The 14,465-nt window shown below is 65.9% G+C and carries 11 protein-coding genes; 5 read left to right on the top strand and 6 right to left on the bottom strand.

Going from position 1 to position 14,465, the window contains the following annotated elements; genetic code table 11:
* Nucleotides 1-2: 2 nt before the first annotated feature.
* Nucleotides 3-2,606, bottom strand: coding sequence for a DNA mismatch repair protein MutS (gene mutS, locus B5483_RS07685; RefSeq protein WP_176167977.1), 2,604 nt, complete (start codon nt 2,604-2,606; stop codon nt 3-5).
* Nucleotides 2,607-2,721: 115 nt separating this feature from the next.
* Here mutS and B5483_RS07680 point away from each other — a divergent pair, with 115 nt between their 5' ends.
* The gene (locus B5483_RS07680; protein ID WP_054946545.1) at nt 2,722-4,983 is read left to right on the top strand and encodes an NADP-dependent malic enzyme; all 2,262 of its coding nucleotides are present in this window, start codon (nt 2,722-2,724) and stop codon (nt 4,981-4,983) included.
* 105 nt (nt 4,984-5,088) lie between these two features.
* On the opposite strand, the gene trmB is transcribed toward B5483_RS07680, so the two are convergent.
* A complete protein-coding gene (trmB, locus tag B5483_RS07675) occupies nt 5,089-5,805 on the bottom strand; it encodes a tRNA (guanine(46)-N(7))-methyltransferase TrmB (RefSeq protein ID WP_079730329.1) in 717 nt (238 codons plus the stop codon).
* 36 nt (nt 5,806-5,841) lie between these two features.
* Between trmB and B5483_RS07670 the strand changes: the two genes are divergently transcribed.
* Together B5483_RS07670 and B5483_RS07665 are read left to right on the top strand one after the other, a co-directional pair.
* Entirely contained in the window at nt 5,842-6,339 is a 498-nt protein-coding gene (locus B5483_RS07670) for a CidA/LrgA family protein (protein ID WP_245828884.1), read from the top strand.
* The gene (locus tag B5483_RS07665) at nt 6,336-7,028 is read left to right on the top strand and encodes an LrgB family protein (RefSeq protein ID WP_079729990.1); all 693 of its coding nucleotides are present in this window, start codon (nt 6,336-6,338) and stop codon (nt 7,026-7,028) included. The genes B5483_RS07670 and B5483_RS07665 overlap by 4 nt, the downstream gene beginning before the upstream one ends.
* A gap of 16 nt (nt 7,029-7,044) precedes the next feature.
* Here the strand turns inward: B5483_RS07665 and B5483_RS07660 are convergent, their stop codons facing one another.
* From B5483_RS07660 to B5483_RS07645, 4 genes are all read right to left on the bottom strand, one after another.
* Nucleotides 7,045-8,229, bottom strand: a complete 1,185-nt coding sequence (locus tag B5483_RS07660; protein WP_245828882.1) for a PepSY-associated TM helix domain-containing protein — start codon at nt 8,227-8,229, stop codon at nt 7,045-7,047.
* A 174-nt stretch (nt 8,230-8,403) separates the two neighbouring features.
* Nucleotides 8,404-9,099, bottom strand: a complete 696-nt coding sequence (gene ctrA / locus B5483_RS07655; protein WP_038576013.1) for a response regulator transcription factor CtrA — start codon at nt 9,097-9,099, stop codon at nt 8,404-8,406.
* A 202-nt stretch (nt 9,100-9,301) separates the two neighbouring features.
* On the bottom strand, nt 9,302-10,669 hold the full coding sequence (locus tag B5483_RS07650; RefSeq protein ID WP_079729988.1) for a putative O-glycosylation ligase, exosortase A system-associated: 1,368 nt from the start codon (nt 10,667-10,669) through the stop codon (nt 9,302-9,304).
* Nucleotides 10,662-10,850 (bottom strand): hypothetical protein, encoded by a 189-nt coding sequence (locus B5483_RS07645; RefSeq protein ID WP_054946542.1) that lies wholly within the window; start codon nt 10,848-10,850, stop codon nt 10,662-10,664. The genes B5483_RS07650 and B5483_RS07645 overlap by 8 nt, the downstream gene beginning before the upstream one ends.
* A 66-nt stretch (nt 10,851-10,916) precedes the next feature.
* Between B5483_RS07645 and B5483_RS07640 the strand changes: the two genes are divergently transcribed.
* A complete protein-coding gene (locus B5483_RS07640; protein ID WP_079729987.1) occupies nt 10,917-12,158 on the top strand; it encodes a TIGR04063 family PEP-CTERM/XrtA system glycosyltransferase in 1,242 nt (413 codons plus the stop codon).
* Between the two features lie 27 nt (nt 12,159-12,185).
* On the top strand, nt 12,186-14,360 hold the full coding sequence (locus B5483_RS07635) for a hypothetical protein (protein ID WP_079729986.1): 2,175 nt from the start codon (nt 12,186-12,188) through the stop codon (nt 14,358-14,360).
* Nucleotides 14,361-14,465: the final 105 nt, after the last annotated feature.

Genomic DNA, 14,465 nt, shown 5'->3' with positions numbered 1-14,465 from the left:
AGTTAAGTTTCGGTGCCCGCCTCGCGCTTCAGGTCGTAGAGCACCTCCAGCGCATCGCGCGGGCTCAGGGCATCCACGTCCATATCGCGCAGCTTGTCGCGCAAGGTATCGCACTGTTCTTCACGGTGATCCTGCGCGGCTGCGAAGAGCGGCAGTTCGCCCAGACCTGCTGCCAGCCCGCCGGTCTCGGCCCGCCCTTTCTCCAGCTTCTCGAGAACCGACTTGGCGCGGCTGATGACCTTGGGCGGCACCCCGGCCAGACGCGCCACGGCAAGGCCGTAGCTGCGGTCGGCAGGACCGTCGGCCAGTTCGTGAAGCAGGACGAGGTCGCCCTTCCATTCGCGCGCGCGGACATGGTGAAGCGAAAGCGCCTCGCAGGTCTCCGCCAGTCGCGCCAGCTCATGATAGTGCGTAGCGAAAAGGCAGCGGCAGCGGTTGGTTTCGTGAACGGCCTCGGCCACCGCCCAGGCCAGTGCGAGGCCGTCATAGGTGGAAGTCCCGCGCCCCACTTCGTCGAGGATAACGAAGCTGCGGTCGGTCGCCTGTGCGAGAATCGCGGCAGTCTCGACCATCTCGACCATGAAGGTCGAGCGGCCGCGTGCGAGGTTGTCCGAAGCACCGACCCGGCTGAACAGGCGATCGACCATGCCGATCCGGGCCGCGGCAGCGGGAACGAAGCCGCCCGCCTGCGCCAGCAGGACGATCAGCGCGTTCTGGCGCAGGAACGTCGACTTACCGCCCATGTTGGGGCCACCGATCAACCACAGGCGGTCATGCGTGCCCAGCCGGCAGTCGTTCGCCACGAAGCGTTCGCCCTGCATCGCCAACGCCGCCTCGACCACCGGATGGCGGCCGCCCTCGATCTCGAGGCAGGTCGCGTCGACCACTTCCGGACGGGCCCAGCCGCCCTCGGCCGCACGTTCGGCCTGCCCCGCCGCAACGTCGATGCGGGCCAGCGCGGCAGCGGTTTTCGCGATCCGGTGCCGCGCCGACACAGCCGTGGCGACCAGTTCCTCGAAATGGGCTTCCTCGGCCGCGAGGGCATGGGCGCCCGCCTCGGTGATACGGCTCGCTTCCTCATGCAGCGCGAGGGCATTGAAGCGCATCGCCCCGGCCATAGTCTGGCGGTGCGAGAAGCCGCTGTCCGCCTCCATCAGCTTGTCCGCGTGGCGTGCAGGCACTTCGATGAAGTAGCCCAGCACGTTGTTGTGCTTGATCTTGAGCGCGGTGACGCCGGTTTCGTCCCGGTACTTCGCCTCGAGCGCGGCGATCGCGCGCCGGGCATTGCCCGAGGTCACGCGCAATTCATCGAGCGCGGCGTCGTAACCTTCGGCGATGTAGCCGCCCTGACCGCGTTCGGTCGGCGGCGAGGCGACGAGCGCTCGAGCAAAATGGTCTACCAGTTCCCCATGCCCGCCAAGGTCAGGCAACAGGCGTTCGAGCAGGCCGGGAAGCGCGTCGCGCTCGCCCAGTCGCGCACCGATTGCACGTGCACCGGACAAACCGTCGCGCAGCTGTCCCAGGTCTCGCGGGCTACCGCGCCCGGCAACCACGCGCCCGAGTGCGCGGCCGACATCGGGCAACGCGCGCAGGGCGGAGCGCAGGTCCTCGCGCAGCATGGCATCGTCGTGCAGCCATTCGACCAGTTCGAGCCGCTCGGCAATGGCATGGCGATCGGTCAGCGGGGCGGACAGGTCGTCGGCAAGCTGGCGCGCACCGGCACCGGTCACGCAGCGGTCGACGGCGTCGATCAGGCTGCCCTTGCGCCCACCCTGCGTCGATTCGAGGATTTCGAGGCTCGCCCGCGTCGCCTCGTCCATGGCCAGCGCCGCTTCGCCCGAGCGCGCCTCGGGCGGCAGCAGCAGCGGCAGCGCGCCGCGCCCGACATGATCGAGGTAGGCGATGAGCCCGCCTGCCGCAGCCAGCATGGGCCGCGTGAAGCTGCCGAAGCCATCCAGCGTGGCAACGCCGTGGATGATCTTGAGCCGCTCTTCCCCACCTTCCGAGGAGAACTCGTGGCCCGAGCGGGCAATGGCTTCGTCGGGCGCCAGTTCCCAACCGTCGGGCACCACCAGTTCGCTTGCGCCCAGCCGCGCCAGTGCGGCACCGAGACGCTCGGGCGCGCACTCTTCCAGTTCCATGCGGCCGGTGGAAATGTCACAGGCGGCGATGCCCACCGTACCGCGCACCTCGCAGGCCGCCGCCAGCACGTTGGCGCGCCGCGGTTCGAGCAGGGCTTCCTCGGTCAGGGTGCCGGCGGTGACGAAGCGGACGATATCGCGGGCTACCAGTGCCTTCGATCCGCCACGCTTCTTGGCCTCGGCGGGCGTCTCGGTCTGCTCGGCGATGGCGACGCGGCAGCCGGCCTTGATCAGGCGGGCGAGGTAGCTCTCGGCCGAATGGACCGGTACGCCGCACATCGGGATCGGCGCGCCGTGGTGCTCACCGCGCGTCGTCAGCGCGATATCGAGTATCTGCGAGGCCTTCTTGGCATCCTCGAAGAACAGTTCGAAGAAGTCCCCCATGCGATAGAACAACAGGCAATCGCCCGCGACCTCGCGCAAGGTGAGATACTGGGCCATCATTGGGGTTGCGCCGGAACTCATGGCCAAAAGCGTTAGCGCCCTGCTTCGGTGGTTGTGAAGCGTGACCAGGGCTGCTTTCCCCTATCGCGTGACGGAAACATCCGTTAGGGGTCCGGGCGAAAGCTGGAGGTGCGCTTTGTCTGAAAAAAGCAGGGTTCAATTCACCGAGCGCGAGGCGCTCTTCTATCACCAGACGATCCGTCCGGGTAAGATCGAGATCATCGCCTCGAAACCGATGGCGACGCAGCGCGACCTGAGTCTCGCCTACTCCCCCGGCGTCGCCGTACCGGTGCAGGCCATCGCCGACGACCCGCAGACCGCATACGATTATACCGCGAAGGGCAACCTGGTTGCCGTCATTTCCAACGGCACCGCGATCCTGGGGATGGGCAACCTGGGCGCGCTGGCATCGAAGCCGGTGATGGAAGGCAAGGCCGTCCTCTTCAAGCGCTTCGCCGACGTCGATTCCATCGACATCGAGCTCAACAGCGAAGATCCGGAAGCGCTGATCGAAGCCATCGCGATGATGGAGCCGAGCTTCGGCGGCATCAACCTGGAAGACATCAAGGCGCCCGAGTGCTTCCTGATCGAACAGGCCCTGCGCGAGCGCATGAACATCCCGGTCATGCACGACGACCAGCACGGCACCGCGATCATCGCCGCTGCCGGCCTGATCAACGCCTGCCACCTGACCGGTCGCAAGCTCGATGAGATCAAGGTCGTGGTGAACGGCGCCGGCGCTTCGGCGCTGGCCTGCACTTCGCTGATCAAGTCGATGGGCGTGCGCCACGAAAACGTGCTGGTCTGCGATACGCGCGGCGTGATCTATCCCGGCCGCGAGCGGGTCGACCAGTTCAAGTCGGCCCATGCCGTCATGACCGACAAGCGCACGCTGGCCGAAGCCATCGTCGGCGCCGACGTGTTCCTCGGCCTCTCGGCCAAGGGCGCGGTCACGCAGGACATGATCAAGACAATGGCCGATCAGCCGATCATCTTCGCCATGGCCAACCCGGACCCGGAAATCACCCCGCCCGAAGTCAAGGCAGTGCGTCCCGACGCGATCGTCGCGACCGGCCGCTCGGACTATCCGAACCAGGTCAACAACGTACTGGGCTTCCCCTTCATCTTCCGCGGCGCGCTCGATGTCCATGCGACGGCGATCAACGAGGAAATGAAGATCGCCGCGGCCCACGCGATTGCCGAGCTGGCCCGTGAGCAGGTGCCCGAGGAAGTGGCCGCTGCCTACGGCGAAACCCAGCAGTTCGGCCTTGAGTACATCATCCCCGCGCCGTTCGACCCGCGCCTGATGGAAGTCGTTCCCTCGGCCGTTGCCAAGGCGGCGATGGAATCGGGCGTCGCCCGCCGCGACATCGCCGACTTCGACGCCTATCGCCAGGAACTGAAGGGCCGCCTCAACCCGACCACTTCGGTGCTCAGCCAAGTCTATGCTCAGGTCAAGGCGAACCCCAAGCGCATGATCTTCGCCGAGGGCGAGAACGAAGTCGTGCTGCGCGCCGCGATCCAGTACCGCGAATTCGGCTATGGTGAACCGATCCTGGTCGGCCGCACCCAGCACGTGCTCGACAAGATGGCCGAACTCGGCGTTGCCGATCCGGAAAGCTACCAGATCGAGAACTCGATGGTCTCGCAGCATGTCGCGCCGATGGTCGAGATGCTCTACGAGCGCCTCAAGCGTCGCGGCTTCCTGCAGCGCGACGTGCAGCGCATGGTCAACACCGACCGCAACATCTTCTCGGCCTGCCTGCTCAAGCTGGGCATCGGCGATGCGATGATCACCGGCATGACCCGGCCCTTCGCGCAGTCGATGAAGGACGTGCGCCGCGTGCTCGACACGGCCGAGGACAAGCTGCCCTTCGGCATCCACATGATGGTGGGCAAGAACCAGACGCTGTTCCTTGCCGACACGACCATCAACGAGCGCCCGAACGCCGAGGAACTGGCGGTCATCGCCAAGGAAACCGCAGCTGTCGCCCGGCGCCTGGGCCACGAACCGCGCGTTGCCTTCCTCAGCTACTCGACCTTCGGCAACCCCGCCGGTCGCTGGCTCGACACGATCCGCGATGCCGTCCACATCCTCGACCAGGAACAGCCCGGCTTCGAGTATGACGGCGACATGGCCCCCGATGCCGCGCTCAATCCGAAGATCATGGCGCTCTATCCCTTCTGCCGCCTCACCGCGCCGGCGAACGTGCTGATCATGCCGGGACTGCAGTCGGCCAACATCTCGGCCAAGCTGCTGCGCGAGATCGGCGGAACGACCGCCGTGGGTCCGATGCTGCTGGGCATGGAACTGCCCGTCCAGATCGTGCCGATGACCGCTATCGCCCCGGACGTGCTGACGTCGGCGGTTCTGGCGGCGGCCGGCATCGTCGGCTGACGCAGCCGGCGCAGCCGGCGCAGGCCGGACACGAAAAGGCCCCGATGGCGATCGCCGTCGGGGCCTTTTTCGTTTGCGGCGATGGCAACCGGTCGCGAACCGGGCCTACTTGCGGCGGTAGCGGAAGTACCAGACCTCGTGGCCATAGACGTTGCGGGCCTTGGCCTCGTAACGGGTTTCGGGCCAGCCGCCGGGACGGCTCTGGAAGTCGCCGGGCTTGTCGCAAAGCCATTCGAACTGGTCGGTATGGCGCTGCATGACCATCAGCGCATGGCGCAGGTACACGGCATGGTCGGTGCCGAAGCGGAACTCGCCGCCGGGCTTTAGCTTGGCCGCGAACATGTCGACCGGTCCGTCGTTCATCATCCGCCGCTTGGCGTGCCGGGCCTTGGGCCAGGGATCGGGATGCAGCAGGTAGAGGAACGAAAGCGTCCCGTCGGGAATGCGCGAGAGAACCTCCAGCGCATCGCCATGGTGGATGCGCACATTTGGGATCGGGGGATGCGCGCCATTGTCACCGCTGACGTGCAGCAGCGCCTGGGCCACCCCGTTGAGGAACGGTTCGGCACCGATGAAGCCGTGGCCGGGCAGCATGTCGGCGCGATTTGCCAAATGTTCGCCGCCGCCGAAACCGATCTCGAAATGGAGCGGGCAGTCTTCTCCGAACAGGCGCTCGGCCGTGACCGGTCCTTCGGCAGGAACCGCGATCTGCGGCAGCAGGTTATCGACCAGCGCCTGTTGCCCCGCACGCAGGGGCTTGCCCTTGGCGCGGCCATAGAGGCGGTTGAGAGTCGTGGGATCGCCGGATTTGTAAGCCGTCATGGCGCGCGCCACTGGCAGGCAAGTGCGCCGCGGTCAATGGAGGCAATCATCGGAACCGTTTCGCGAGCGGCACGGGGAGCGACCAAAAAGGCCATTGCAACGCAGCGCAATGCGCTGTTCTACAGCGCAAACCGCGAAGGACTGCCGCTACCCATGTTGCGCACGATATTCCTGCTGATCGCCTGCCAGCTTCTGGGAGAGATCGTCCACCGCCTGACCGGACTCGCGCTGCCCGGCTCAGTGATCGGCATGATCCTGCTTATTGCCTGGCTCGCCCTGGTCCCGCGCGAACGTCCGACCCTGACAGTGGTGACCGGCTGGCTGACCGCGCACCTCGCGGTGATGTTCGTGCCCGCTGCGGTCGGACTGATCGACGAAGGCGCTGCCCTCAAGGCGGACGGGGTCGGTCTCGTCGTGGCGACGGTGGTCTCGACCGTCCTGACGATGGCCGTGACGGCGCTCGTCTTTCGCTGGGCGCTGAACCGCTTCGGCCCCTACGACCCCGTCGATACCGAAGCGGACACCGCCGCATGACCGACTTGCTGACGACATCGCTGTTCTGGCTTGCCGTGACGCTGGGTGTTTTCGAAGCAACCGACACCGTCTCGAAGCGGTCCGGCCGGCACCCGCTGCTCCACCCGGTCCTGTGGTCGACCCCGGTCCTGATCGCGCTGCTGCTGTGGACCGGCACCCCTTACGAGACCTATCAGCAGGCCACCTTCCCGATCAGCTTCCTGCTCGGCCCCGCAGTCGTCGGCTTTGCCGTGCCGATCTGGGCGCAGCGCGCGCGAATTCGCCGTTTGGCCGTGCCGATCGTCCTCGCCCTCGGCGCGGGCGCGATCACCTCCATCGTCAGCGCCGTGGGCATCCTCGCCCTGTTCGGTGCGCCGCGCGAGGTCCTCGCCTCCATCGCTCCGCGCGCGACCACCACACCGGTTGCGATGGCCATAGCCGGGCAATTGGGCGGCGTCCCTGCGCTTGCTGCCGTGATCGTGCTGTTCGCGGGCGTGATCGGCGCGATGTTCGCCACACCGCTGCTCAACCTGCTCAAGGTGCGCGATTACCGGGCGCGCGGATTTGCCGTCGGCGTTGCTGCCCATGGCATCGGCGCGGCGCGGGCCTTCCAGGTCGATTCGACTGCAGGCGCGCTGGCCAGCCTCGGCATGGCGCTCAATGCAGCCACGACGGCGGCGCTGCTTTCGATCCTCGCCTTGCTGGTCTGAGCGGGCCCAGCCCGCCTCAGCCGCGGCGCAGAACCGCAGCCCGCCGGGCAGCGACACGCGACTTGCGCTTCTTCCACCAGACGTAGACCCCGGTCACGCACAGCCCGGCTGTCGCCAATCCGGAAAGGAAGATCAGCAGGATCGTGACATTGCCGCCCACCCGGCCGCTGTGCAGCGGGTAGAGCAGGCGATAGCCCGCGAGCGAACGGTTGCCGTGATAAGGGTCATAGGTCTCGACCACGGCATGACTGGCGCGGTCGAAGTAATAGTAGATCGGGCCGAGACGATGATAATTGACGGTGCCGTCATCGGTCATCGTCACGCCGATCGTGCCCTCTTCCGGTTTTGCAAGGACGCTGGCGGGCTGCCAGTCGATCCCCTCGCGCATCGCGTGGGCGCGCGCGGCGGCGACGGCCCCGACAAAATCGAGCGGCGCATCCCTTCTCTCGCCCGGCGGGGCGACATGGTCGTCATCGCCGAAAGCCGCCTCGATCATCGGCGCATAGGCTTCTTCGAAGAAATTGAGCGCCACCGACGTCAGCGCAAGCGCGGTCAGCGGAACGAAAAGCCAGAGCGCACTCGCCTTGTGCCAATCGAGCATGAACTTTGCGAGCATCGAACGGAAGCTGACTCTCCAGTTGCGCTTCCATCCCTTCCAGAACGGGCGCTTGAGCGGGAAAGTCAGATAGAAGCCGATGCCGTGGCCGATCAGCCAGAGCACCGCGACCGTACCCATGATCCAGCGCCCCCAGCGCCCGGCAAGCAGGTGGGCATGCAGTTCCATGACCTGCTCCATCGCCCCACGCCGGTTCCACGCGGCCTGCGAGGACCGGGACCCTGCCGGTTCTCCGCTGAAGCGATCGAGGAAGACCTGATCCACCGGCGGCCCGGAGAAGCCCGCGGCGCGATCGACATCGACCGCAATCCGCCGGGTATCCGCCACGGCAAGAGGAAAGCCGCGCACGACCCATTCCGGGTGACGGGCGGCGAAGCGATCGACCAGCGGCGCCACCTCCGGCGCGGGCGCCCCCACTGTGCCAGAGGCCGGCTGCACGAAGAGGTCCGCGTTGATCCAGGTGTCGATGGGCCGCATGAAGCTGAGCACGCAACCGGTCAGCGCCGCAAGCAGCAGGAGCGGAATGGCTACAAGGCCAAGGTAGCGATGCAGCGTGATCCAGGGCGAACGCGGAACGGGTTTCAAGACGATCGGCTCTCGACAGCAGCGGACTGGAATGGACCCTTCATTGCGCACAATCGCGCATTGCCAAAGGTCCAATTCGCACGGCCGGACCGGGCCATACTTACCCGCCACATACGAAAACGGCCCGCCCTAAGGGGCAGGCCGTTCGATTCATCATTAAGCGAAACGCTGGGATCAGGCCGCTTCGGCCTGCTCGTCCGGATCGCGCAGCACGTAGCCGCGGCCCCAGACCGTCTCGATGTAGTTGGCACCGCCGCAGGCGTGGCTGAGCTTCTTGCGCAGCTTGCAGATGAAGACGTCGATGATCTTCAGCTCCGGCTCATCCATGCCGCCGTAAAGGTGGTTGAGGAACATTTCCTTGGTCAGCGTCGTGCCCTTGCGCAGCGAAAGCAGCTCGAGCATCGCGTATTCCTTGCCGGTCAGGTGCACGCGGGCGCCGTCGACCTCAACCGTCTTGGCGTCGAGGTTGACGATCAGCTTGCCGGTGCGGATGACCGACTGCGAATGGCCCTTCGAGCGGCGTACGACCGCATGGATGCGGGCGATCAGCTCTTCGCGATGGAACGGCTTGGTCACGTAGTCGTCCGCGCCGAAGCCGAACGAACGGACCTTGGAGTCCATCTCGGAAATGCCGGAAAGGATCAGGACGGGCGTCTGCACCTTGGCGACGCGCAGCTTCTTGAGGACGTCATAGCCGTGCATATCCGGCAGGTTCAGGTCCAGAAGAATGATGTCGTAATCGTAGAGCTTGCCCAGATCGAGGCCTTCTTCGCCGAGATCCGTCGAGTAAACATTGAAGCCTTCGGCCGACAGCATGAGCTCGATCGCCCGGGCCGTGGTCGGTTCGTCCTCGATCAACAGCACTCGCATGAGGTAACCCCCTTTTTCCCCATAGTCCGCTTACGCTAACCCTGCATAAACGGACATTGCCGTGAATTAACCATATGAGCAATGAAGGTTAAAGGTAAATTTGCCGTTAATGCAAAATCGGGATTCCTTCTGAAATCATGCGATTTGTCGCAGACGGCCGCGATTACCCCCTCTGGAATTGCCCGAAAGGGTTAGAATTCGCTCAGGCCGGCTGCATCGTGCGCACGGCCTTGCGGCGCGATTCGCCCTGCCCGATCTTGGCCGGATGGCCGATGCGCTTGAGGTAGCTCCAGAATCCGCATTGCAGGCCGACCAGCATGAGGATGAAGGGCTGGAAAGCGATGCCCACGAAGAGCGATCCGACCATGTAGACCACGTGCGCGAGCTGCAATGCGTTCGCGAGCGGTGCAACCCATGCCTCGTCAGCCTCGGTGCGCCCTTTCCAGCGCCGCCGGATAATCTCCATCTGAAGAATGCCGAGGCCCTGGATCAGCAGCCACAGCAACAACCCCGGGAAACCCTGTTCGCCCAGCATTTCGAAATAGCTCGAATGGAAGGCACGGCCCTTCTCGACCACTCTTTCCCGCTCGATCACGACATTGCTGCCATCCGAGTCGCGGGCAACCGTATCGTATTGCACCTCGCTCGACAGGTAGACCTCGAAGCCGCCGCCCAGCGGATGCTCCCTGGCATAGTCCCAGGTCCACTTCCAAACGCCGAGCCGGGTGCTGGCGGACTGGTCGGACTGGTGGTTCTCGATCGTGCTCATGCGCGCGAGGAACGATTGCGGCAAGAACGGTACGGCGGCGAGGAGTGCGACGGCCATGCCGCCGGCGATCAGCACGCGGTGCTTCGCGGTGCGCAGGTACAGGACGCAGAGCACGGCAAGGCACATCAGGCCGGTGCGCGCCTGGGTGCCGACCGGGATCAGCGCGCAGGCGAAGATGAGCGCGCAGGCGAAGGTCCAGACCCGCCAGTCGGACGGGAAGATCGTGCCGTAGCGTGCCAGCCAGATCACCACCGGGATGATCGAGATGGCGACGCAGGACAGGATCGAGCCTTCGAACAGACCGGCATTGTTGTCGACGAAGATCCGCAGCGTGCCGTAGCCGCCACCGCCCATCACCGTCTTGATGCCACCATCGATGATCAGGGCGCTTGCCGCCAGGACCATGACCAGCGCCACGGCCTCGATTCGCAGGCGCGTGCGCACCGTCAGCGGCAGAAAGATCGCGAAGACCAGTGCCTTCCAGACCCAGGCCCATTTCTCCAGCGCTTCCGCCGGATAATCGGCGGTCAACGTGGTCATCGCGCAATAGGCGAGCAGCATCGCAAGCAGGGCCTGCCGCAGCGTGAAGCGCGAATCGCGCTTGTCTTCGAGCAGAAGCCAGCCGCCGAAGGCCGCGGCGAAGGTAATCAGCGATACCGGAACGCTGGACAGGATGCCCCAGGAAATGACCTGGGGCGAAACGATGTCGACGTAGAGATAGCACAGCACCCACAGGAACGGGCGCTTGAAGCCCATGACCAGGAAACAGGCGAGGAATGCCGTCAGGCCAAGGTCAAGCATCGGGCAGCACGCCTTCGCCTTGCGTCGGCACGCGCATCTTGCGCTTCTGAGCCAGCCGGGCCTTGAGACCGCCGCCTGCATCATCGCGTCCCTCCTCGTCGAGGTCCGGGCGCGCCAGCAGGCGCAGCGCAGCCAGCGCGAGCAGTCCGTGAGACAGGGCAAGGGCGAGAATATCGACCATGCCAAGGGCGATATCAGCCTCGGGTTGACGGCGCGTTAAGCCTTACAAGCTAGGGATTTGCAGGTCATGACACGCATCCTCCACGTCCTCGATCATTCGTTGCCGATGCAAAGCGGCTATACCTTCCGCACCCGGGCGATCCTCAAGGCACAAGCCGCGATGGGCTACGATGTGCGCGGCGTCACCGGCCTGCGGCACACGGCCGAAGGGCCGGTAGCCGAGGAAGCCGACGGCCTGCTCTTCCATCGCACGGTCGGCGCGGCAAGCGGCCCTGTCGGCCTGCGCGAGTGGCGCGAAATCTCGCTTTTCGCGCAGGGCATCGAAGCGGTCGTGCGCGAATGGCGGCCCGACGTGATCCACGCCCATTCCCCGGCCCTGTGCGGTCAGGCCGCCCTGCGTGTCGCCCGCCGCCACGGCATTCCGGTGGTCTATGAAATCCGCGCGTTCTGGGAGGACGCCGCAGTCGGCAACGGTACCGGCAGCGAAGGTTCGCTCAAGTACCGGCTGACCCGCAAGCTGGAGAGCCACGTCGTCTCGCGCGCCGATGCCGTGGTGACGATCTGCGAAGGTCTCAAGGCCGATCTCGTCGGGCGCGGCACGCCGCCGGAGCGAATCACCGTCATGCCCAACGGCGTCGACCTCACCCTCTTCGGCGAGCCGGCGAAGCGCGACGCCGCATTGGCCCGTGCCCTGGGTTTCGAGGTGGACGGCGCGCCCTGCCCGGTGATCGGCTTCATCGGCAGCTTCTATGACTACGAAGGCATCGACGTACTGATCGAGGCCATGGACCATCTCGTCCAGCGCCGGAGCGACGCGCGCCTGCTGCTCGTTGGCGGCGGGCCTTGTGAGGCGGCCCTGCGCGCGCAGGCGGCGGCATCGCCCGCGGAGCAGGCCATTCGCTTCGTCGGCCGCGTGCCGCACCATGAGGTCGAACGCTATTACGCTCTGGCCGACATCATGGCCTATCCGCGCAAGCGCAGCCGACTGACCGATCTCGTCACCCCGCTCAAGCCGCTCGAGGCGATGGCGCAGGACAAACTGGTCGCCGCCAGCGATGTCGGCGGGCATCGCGAACTCGTCACGCATGGCCGGACGGGCGTGCTGTTCACGCCGGACGATCCCCGGGCCTGCGCCAACGCCCTTGCCGGGCTGCTGGAGGATCGCGGGCACTGGCCTGCCTACCGCAAGGCTGGCCGCGAACATGTCGAAACCCGGCACGATTGGGCCGTGAACGCGGCTCGTTATCAAGACGTTTACCAAATGCTGGCACCCCTGAAGGCTGAAAACACGGGCAGTGTCGCTGCATGACATCGCCTCGCGCAATTTGAGAACGGGATGGAAAACGTGGCCCACAACACACGCAGGAAAGCCGGAGGAAAGCAGCCGATCAGCCGCCACCCGCTGTTCCCGGCCATCGTGGCCCTCTGGTTCGGCGCCCTCTTCGGTCTGGCCAGCATTGCCATCAAGCCGGCCATTTTCGAACAGCTGGTCGCGACCACGCATATCAATTCGCTGGTCCCCATGGCGGCCCCGCCACTCGGTGCGACCGCACGCATCCTGATAGCGCTGGCCATGACCGGGCTTGGCGGCATCGTCGGTGCCGTGGTTGCCCGCCGAATCGCCCGCCCCGCTGCAGGCGAAGTCACGAGGCGCCGCCGCATGCAGCCGGCTGCCGAGCTCGCCACGCCCGCTTTCGTCGCCCACGAGATGCCCGCGCAGGCCGAAGCCGCCGCAGCGCCGGTCGAGGACGCGGAGACGCTCGAGACGGCAGACGCCCGAATCGCCGAAACCGCCGATCTCGATCTGGAAGACTTCCCGGAAGAAGCCGAGGCGCCGGTCGCATCGTTCGCCCCTGCCGCATTCGAAGCGGATGAAATCGAGGTCGAGGACGCCGAACTCGCCGTCGTCGAGGACGGCGAAGCGCTTGAGGCCGAACCTTGCGAGGCTGAAGCGACAGATGTCGAAACCGCCGAATTCGAGGTCATCGAGGACGAAGCGCCTTCGTTCACGGCCAAGGCCCCGGTCAGCAACCACCTGTTCGACAGCTACTCGCGCGATCTTTCCAGCAGGCCGGCCGCGCCGGTCGAACAGGCGACGCGCCGCGACGAACGGGCGATCCTCTCGATCGCCGATCTCGATGCCGAGCCGGGCATCGACGCCGAGCCGGCCCCCGGTGCCCACGCCCCCTTCTACCAGGCGCCCTACGACCGCTCGACGCCGTTTGCGGTGCTGACCAGGGCGATCATCGATTCGCTGGAAAAGCAGCCCGAAGCGCACGACGAAGGCGATCGGGGCCAAGCCCGCGAATCTCAGGCCGACCGCGCCCCGGCACCGAGCGGACACACTGCCGCGGACCGTATCGCCTCGGCCGATCTCGAAGCGCTTTCGCATGTCGAACTGCTCGAGCGCCTCGCCCTCGCCATGGCCAAGCGCCGCGAGGAGATCGCCGCGCAGAATGCGGTCGACCTCGGCGAAGCACGCGAGACTTTCGCACCGGTCGCTCCGGAAGCGGCGAAAGTCACGCCGCTCGCCTTCAAGCCGCTCCAGTTCGAGCGCCCTCAGGTTCAGCCGACTCCGATCGAGCCTGTCGCATTCAACGAAACCCTGCCCGCCGAGCCGGAAGCCCCCGAAGCCACACCGTTCGAACTGGCTGACGAGAACGTCGTCGAAGCCGGGATAGAGACGGCAGACTTCGAAGAGGCCGAAACCGAAGACGCTGCAATCGACGACACCGAATTCGCTGACACTGAAGAAGCGAGCGAGGAAAACGGCGATCCCGTCGACTGGGACCACGTCGACCACGCAGGTTTCGAGGCTCCCGCAGCGGAGATCGAAACCTCCCTTGTCGAACTGGCGCAGCCCCTTGAGGACGCCGAACCCGCAACCGAACTCGAACAGCAGATCGAAGCTCTCGCCCAGAGCTGGAACGAAGAGCCTGTTGCAGCGCAGCAAGTCCCGGCCGCGCTGCGCCCCGTGGGACTGGATTCGTTCGACGAGGGCGAGGCCCTTCCCGGATACATTCCGCCGCGCCACATCGGCGAACTTCTCAAGACCAAGCCCGCTGCGCCTTCCGCGCCGGTCATGCATTACGACGATGAAGCCGAGGCCGATGGCGAGTTCGCCGAGGACTATGCCGACGCGCAATACGCAGACTACGCCGAGGCCGAGGACGAAGCGGAAGACGAGGAAGAAGTGATCGACGAGGGCTATTCCTCGCTTCTCAACATGTCTCGCGCCGTACCGCGCCAGCCGTTCGTGCGCATCGACGAGCCGGAAACCGACGAAGGCATCCAGCCCATGGTCGTCTTTCCCGGCGATGAGCCCGCCCGAACCGAATACCGCTTCGACGGTACGCAGGCACAGCACGAGGCCACGGAACAGCCTTCCATGCCCAGCGAGTTCCAGGCCCGTCGCCCGTTCGACGCTCCCGGACGGCAGGACACGGACCAGACCGAGCGCGCCCTGCGCGAGGCCCTGGCCACCCTGCAGCGCATGAGCGGCGCCGCCTGACCGGCTCCTGACACCCGGTTACCTGCCCGATCGGGCGGGAATCGGGCCCCGCAGTTCCACGCTGCAACGGCGAATCGCTGAATCCCCGAGCCCCGTTCCGGCCCA

The organism is Novosphingobium mathurense (genome assembly GCF_900168325.1).
In the GTDB taxonomy this organism is placed as follows: domain Bacteria; phylum Pseudomonadota; class Alphaproteobacteria; order Sphingomonadales; family Sphingomonadaceae; genus Novosphingobium; species Novosphingobium mathurense.
Note: the sequence above shows the minus strand (reverse complement) of the source record. Positions and strands in the feature narration are given on the sequence as shown.

Bases quoted from the DNA above. Each gene is read 5' to 3' on its own strand.
- mutS (WP_176167977.1), bottom strand. From the start codon at position 2,606: ATGAGTTCCGGCGCAACCCCAATGATGGCCCAGTATCTCACCTTGCGC.
- B5483_RS07665 (WP_079729990.1), top strand. From the start codon at position 6,336: ATGACCGACTTGCTGACGACATCGCTGTTCTGGCTTGCCGTGACGCTG.
- ctrA (WP_038576013.1), bottom strand. From the start codon at position 9,099: ATGCGAGTGCTGTTGATCGAGGACGAACCGACCACGGCCCGGGCGATC.
- B5483_RS07645 (WP_054946542.1), bottom strand. From the start codon at position 10,850: ATGGTCGATATTCTCGCCCTTGCCCTGTCTCACGGACTGCTCGCGCTG.
- B5483_RS07635 (WP_079729986.1), top strand. From the start codon at position 12,186: ATGGAAAACGTGGCCCACAACACACGCAGGAAAGCCGGAGGAAAGCAG.
- B5483_RS07650 (WP_079729988.1), bottom strand. From the start codon at position 10,669: ATGCTTGACCTTGGCCTGACGGCATTCCTCGCCTGTTTCCTGGTCATG.
- B5483_RS07640 (WP_079729987.1), top strand. From the start codon at position 10,917: ATGACACGCATCCTCCACGTCCTCGATCATTCGTTGCCGATGCAAAGC.
- trmB (WP_079730329.1), bottom strand. From the start codon at position 5,805: ATGACGGCTTACAAATCCGGCGATCCCACGACTCTCAACCGCCTCTAT.
- B5483_RS07670 (WP_245828884.1), top strand. From the start codon at position 5,842: ATGGAGGCAATCATCGGAACCGTTTCGCGAGCGGCACGGGGAGCGACC.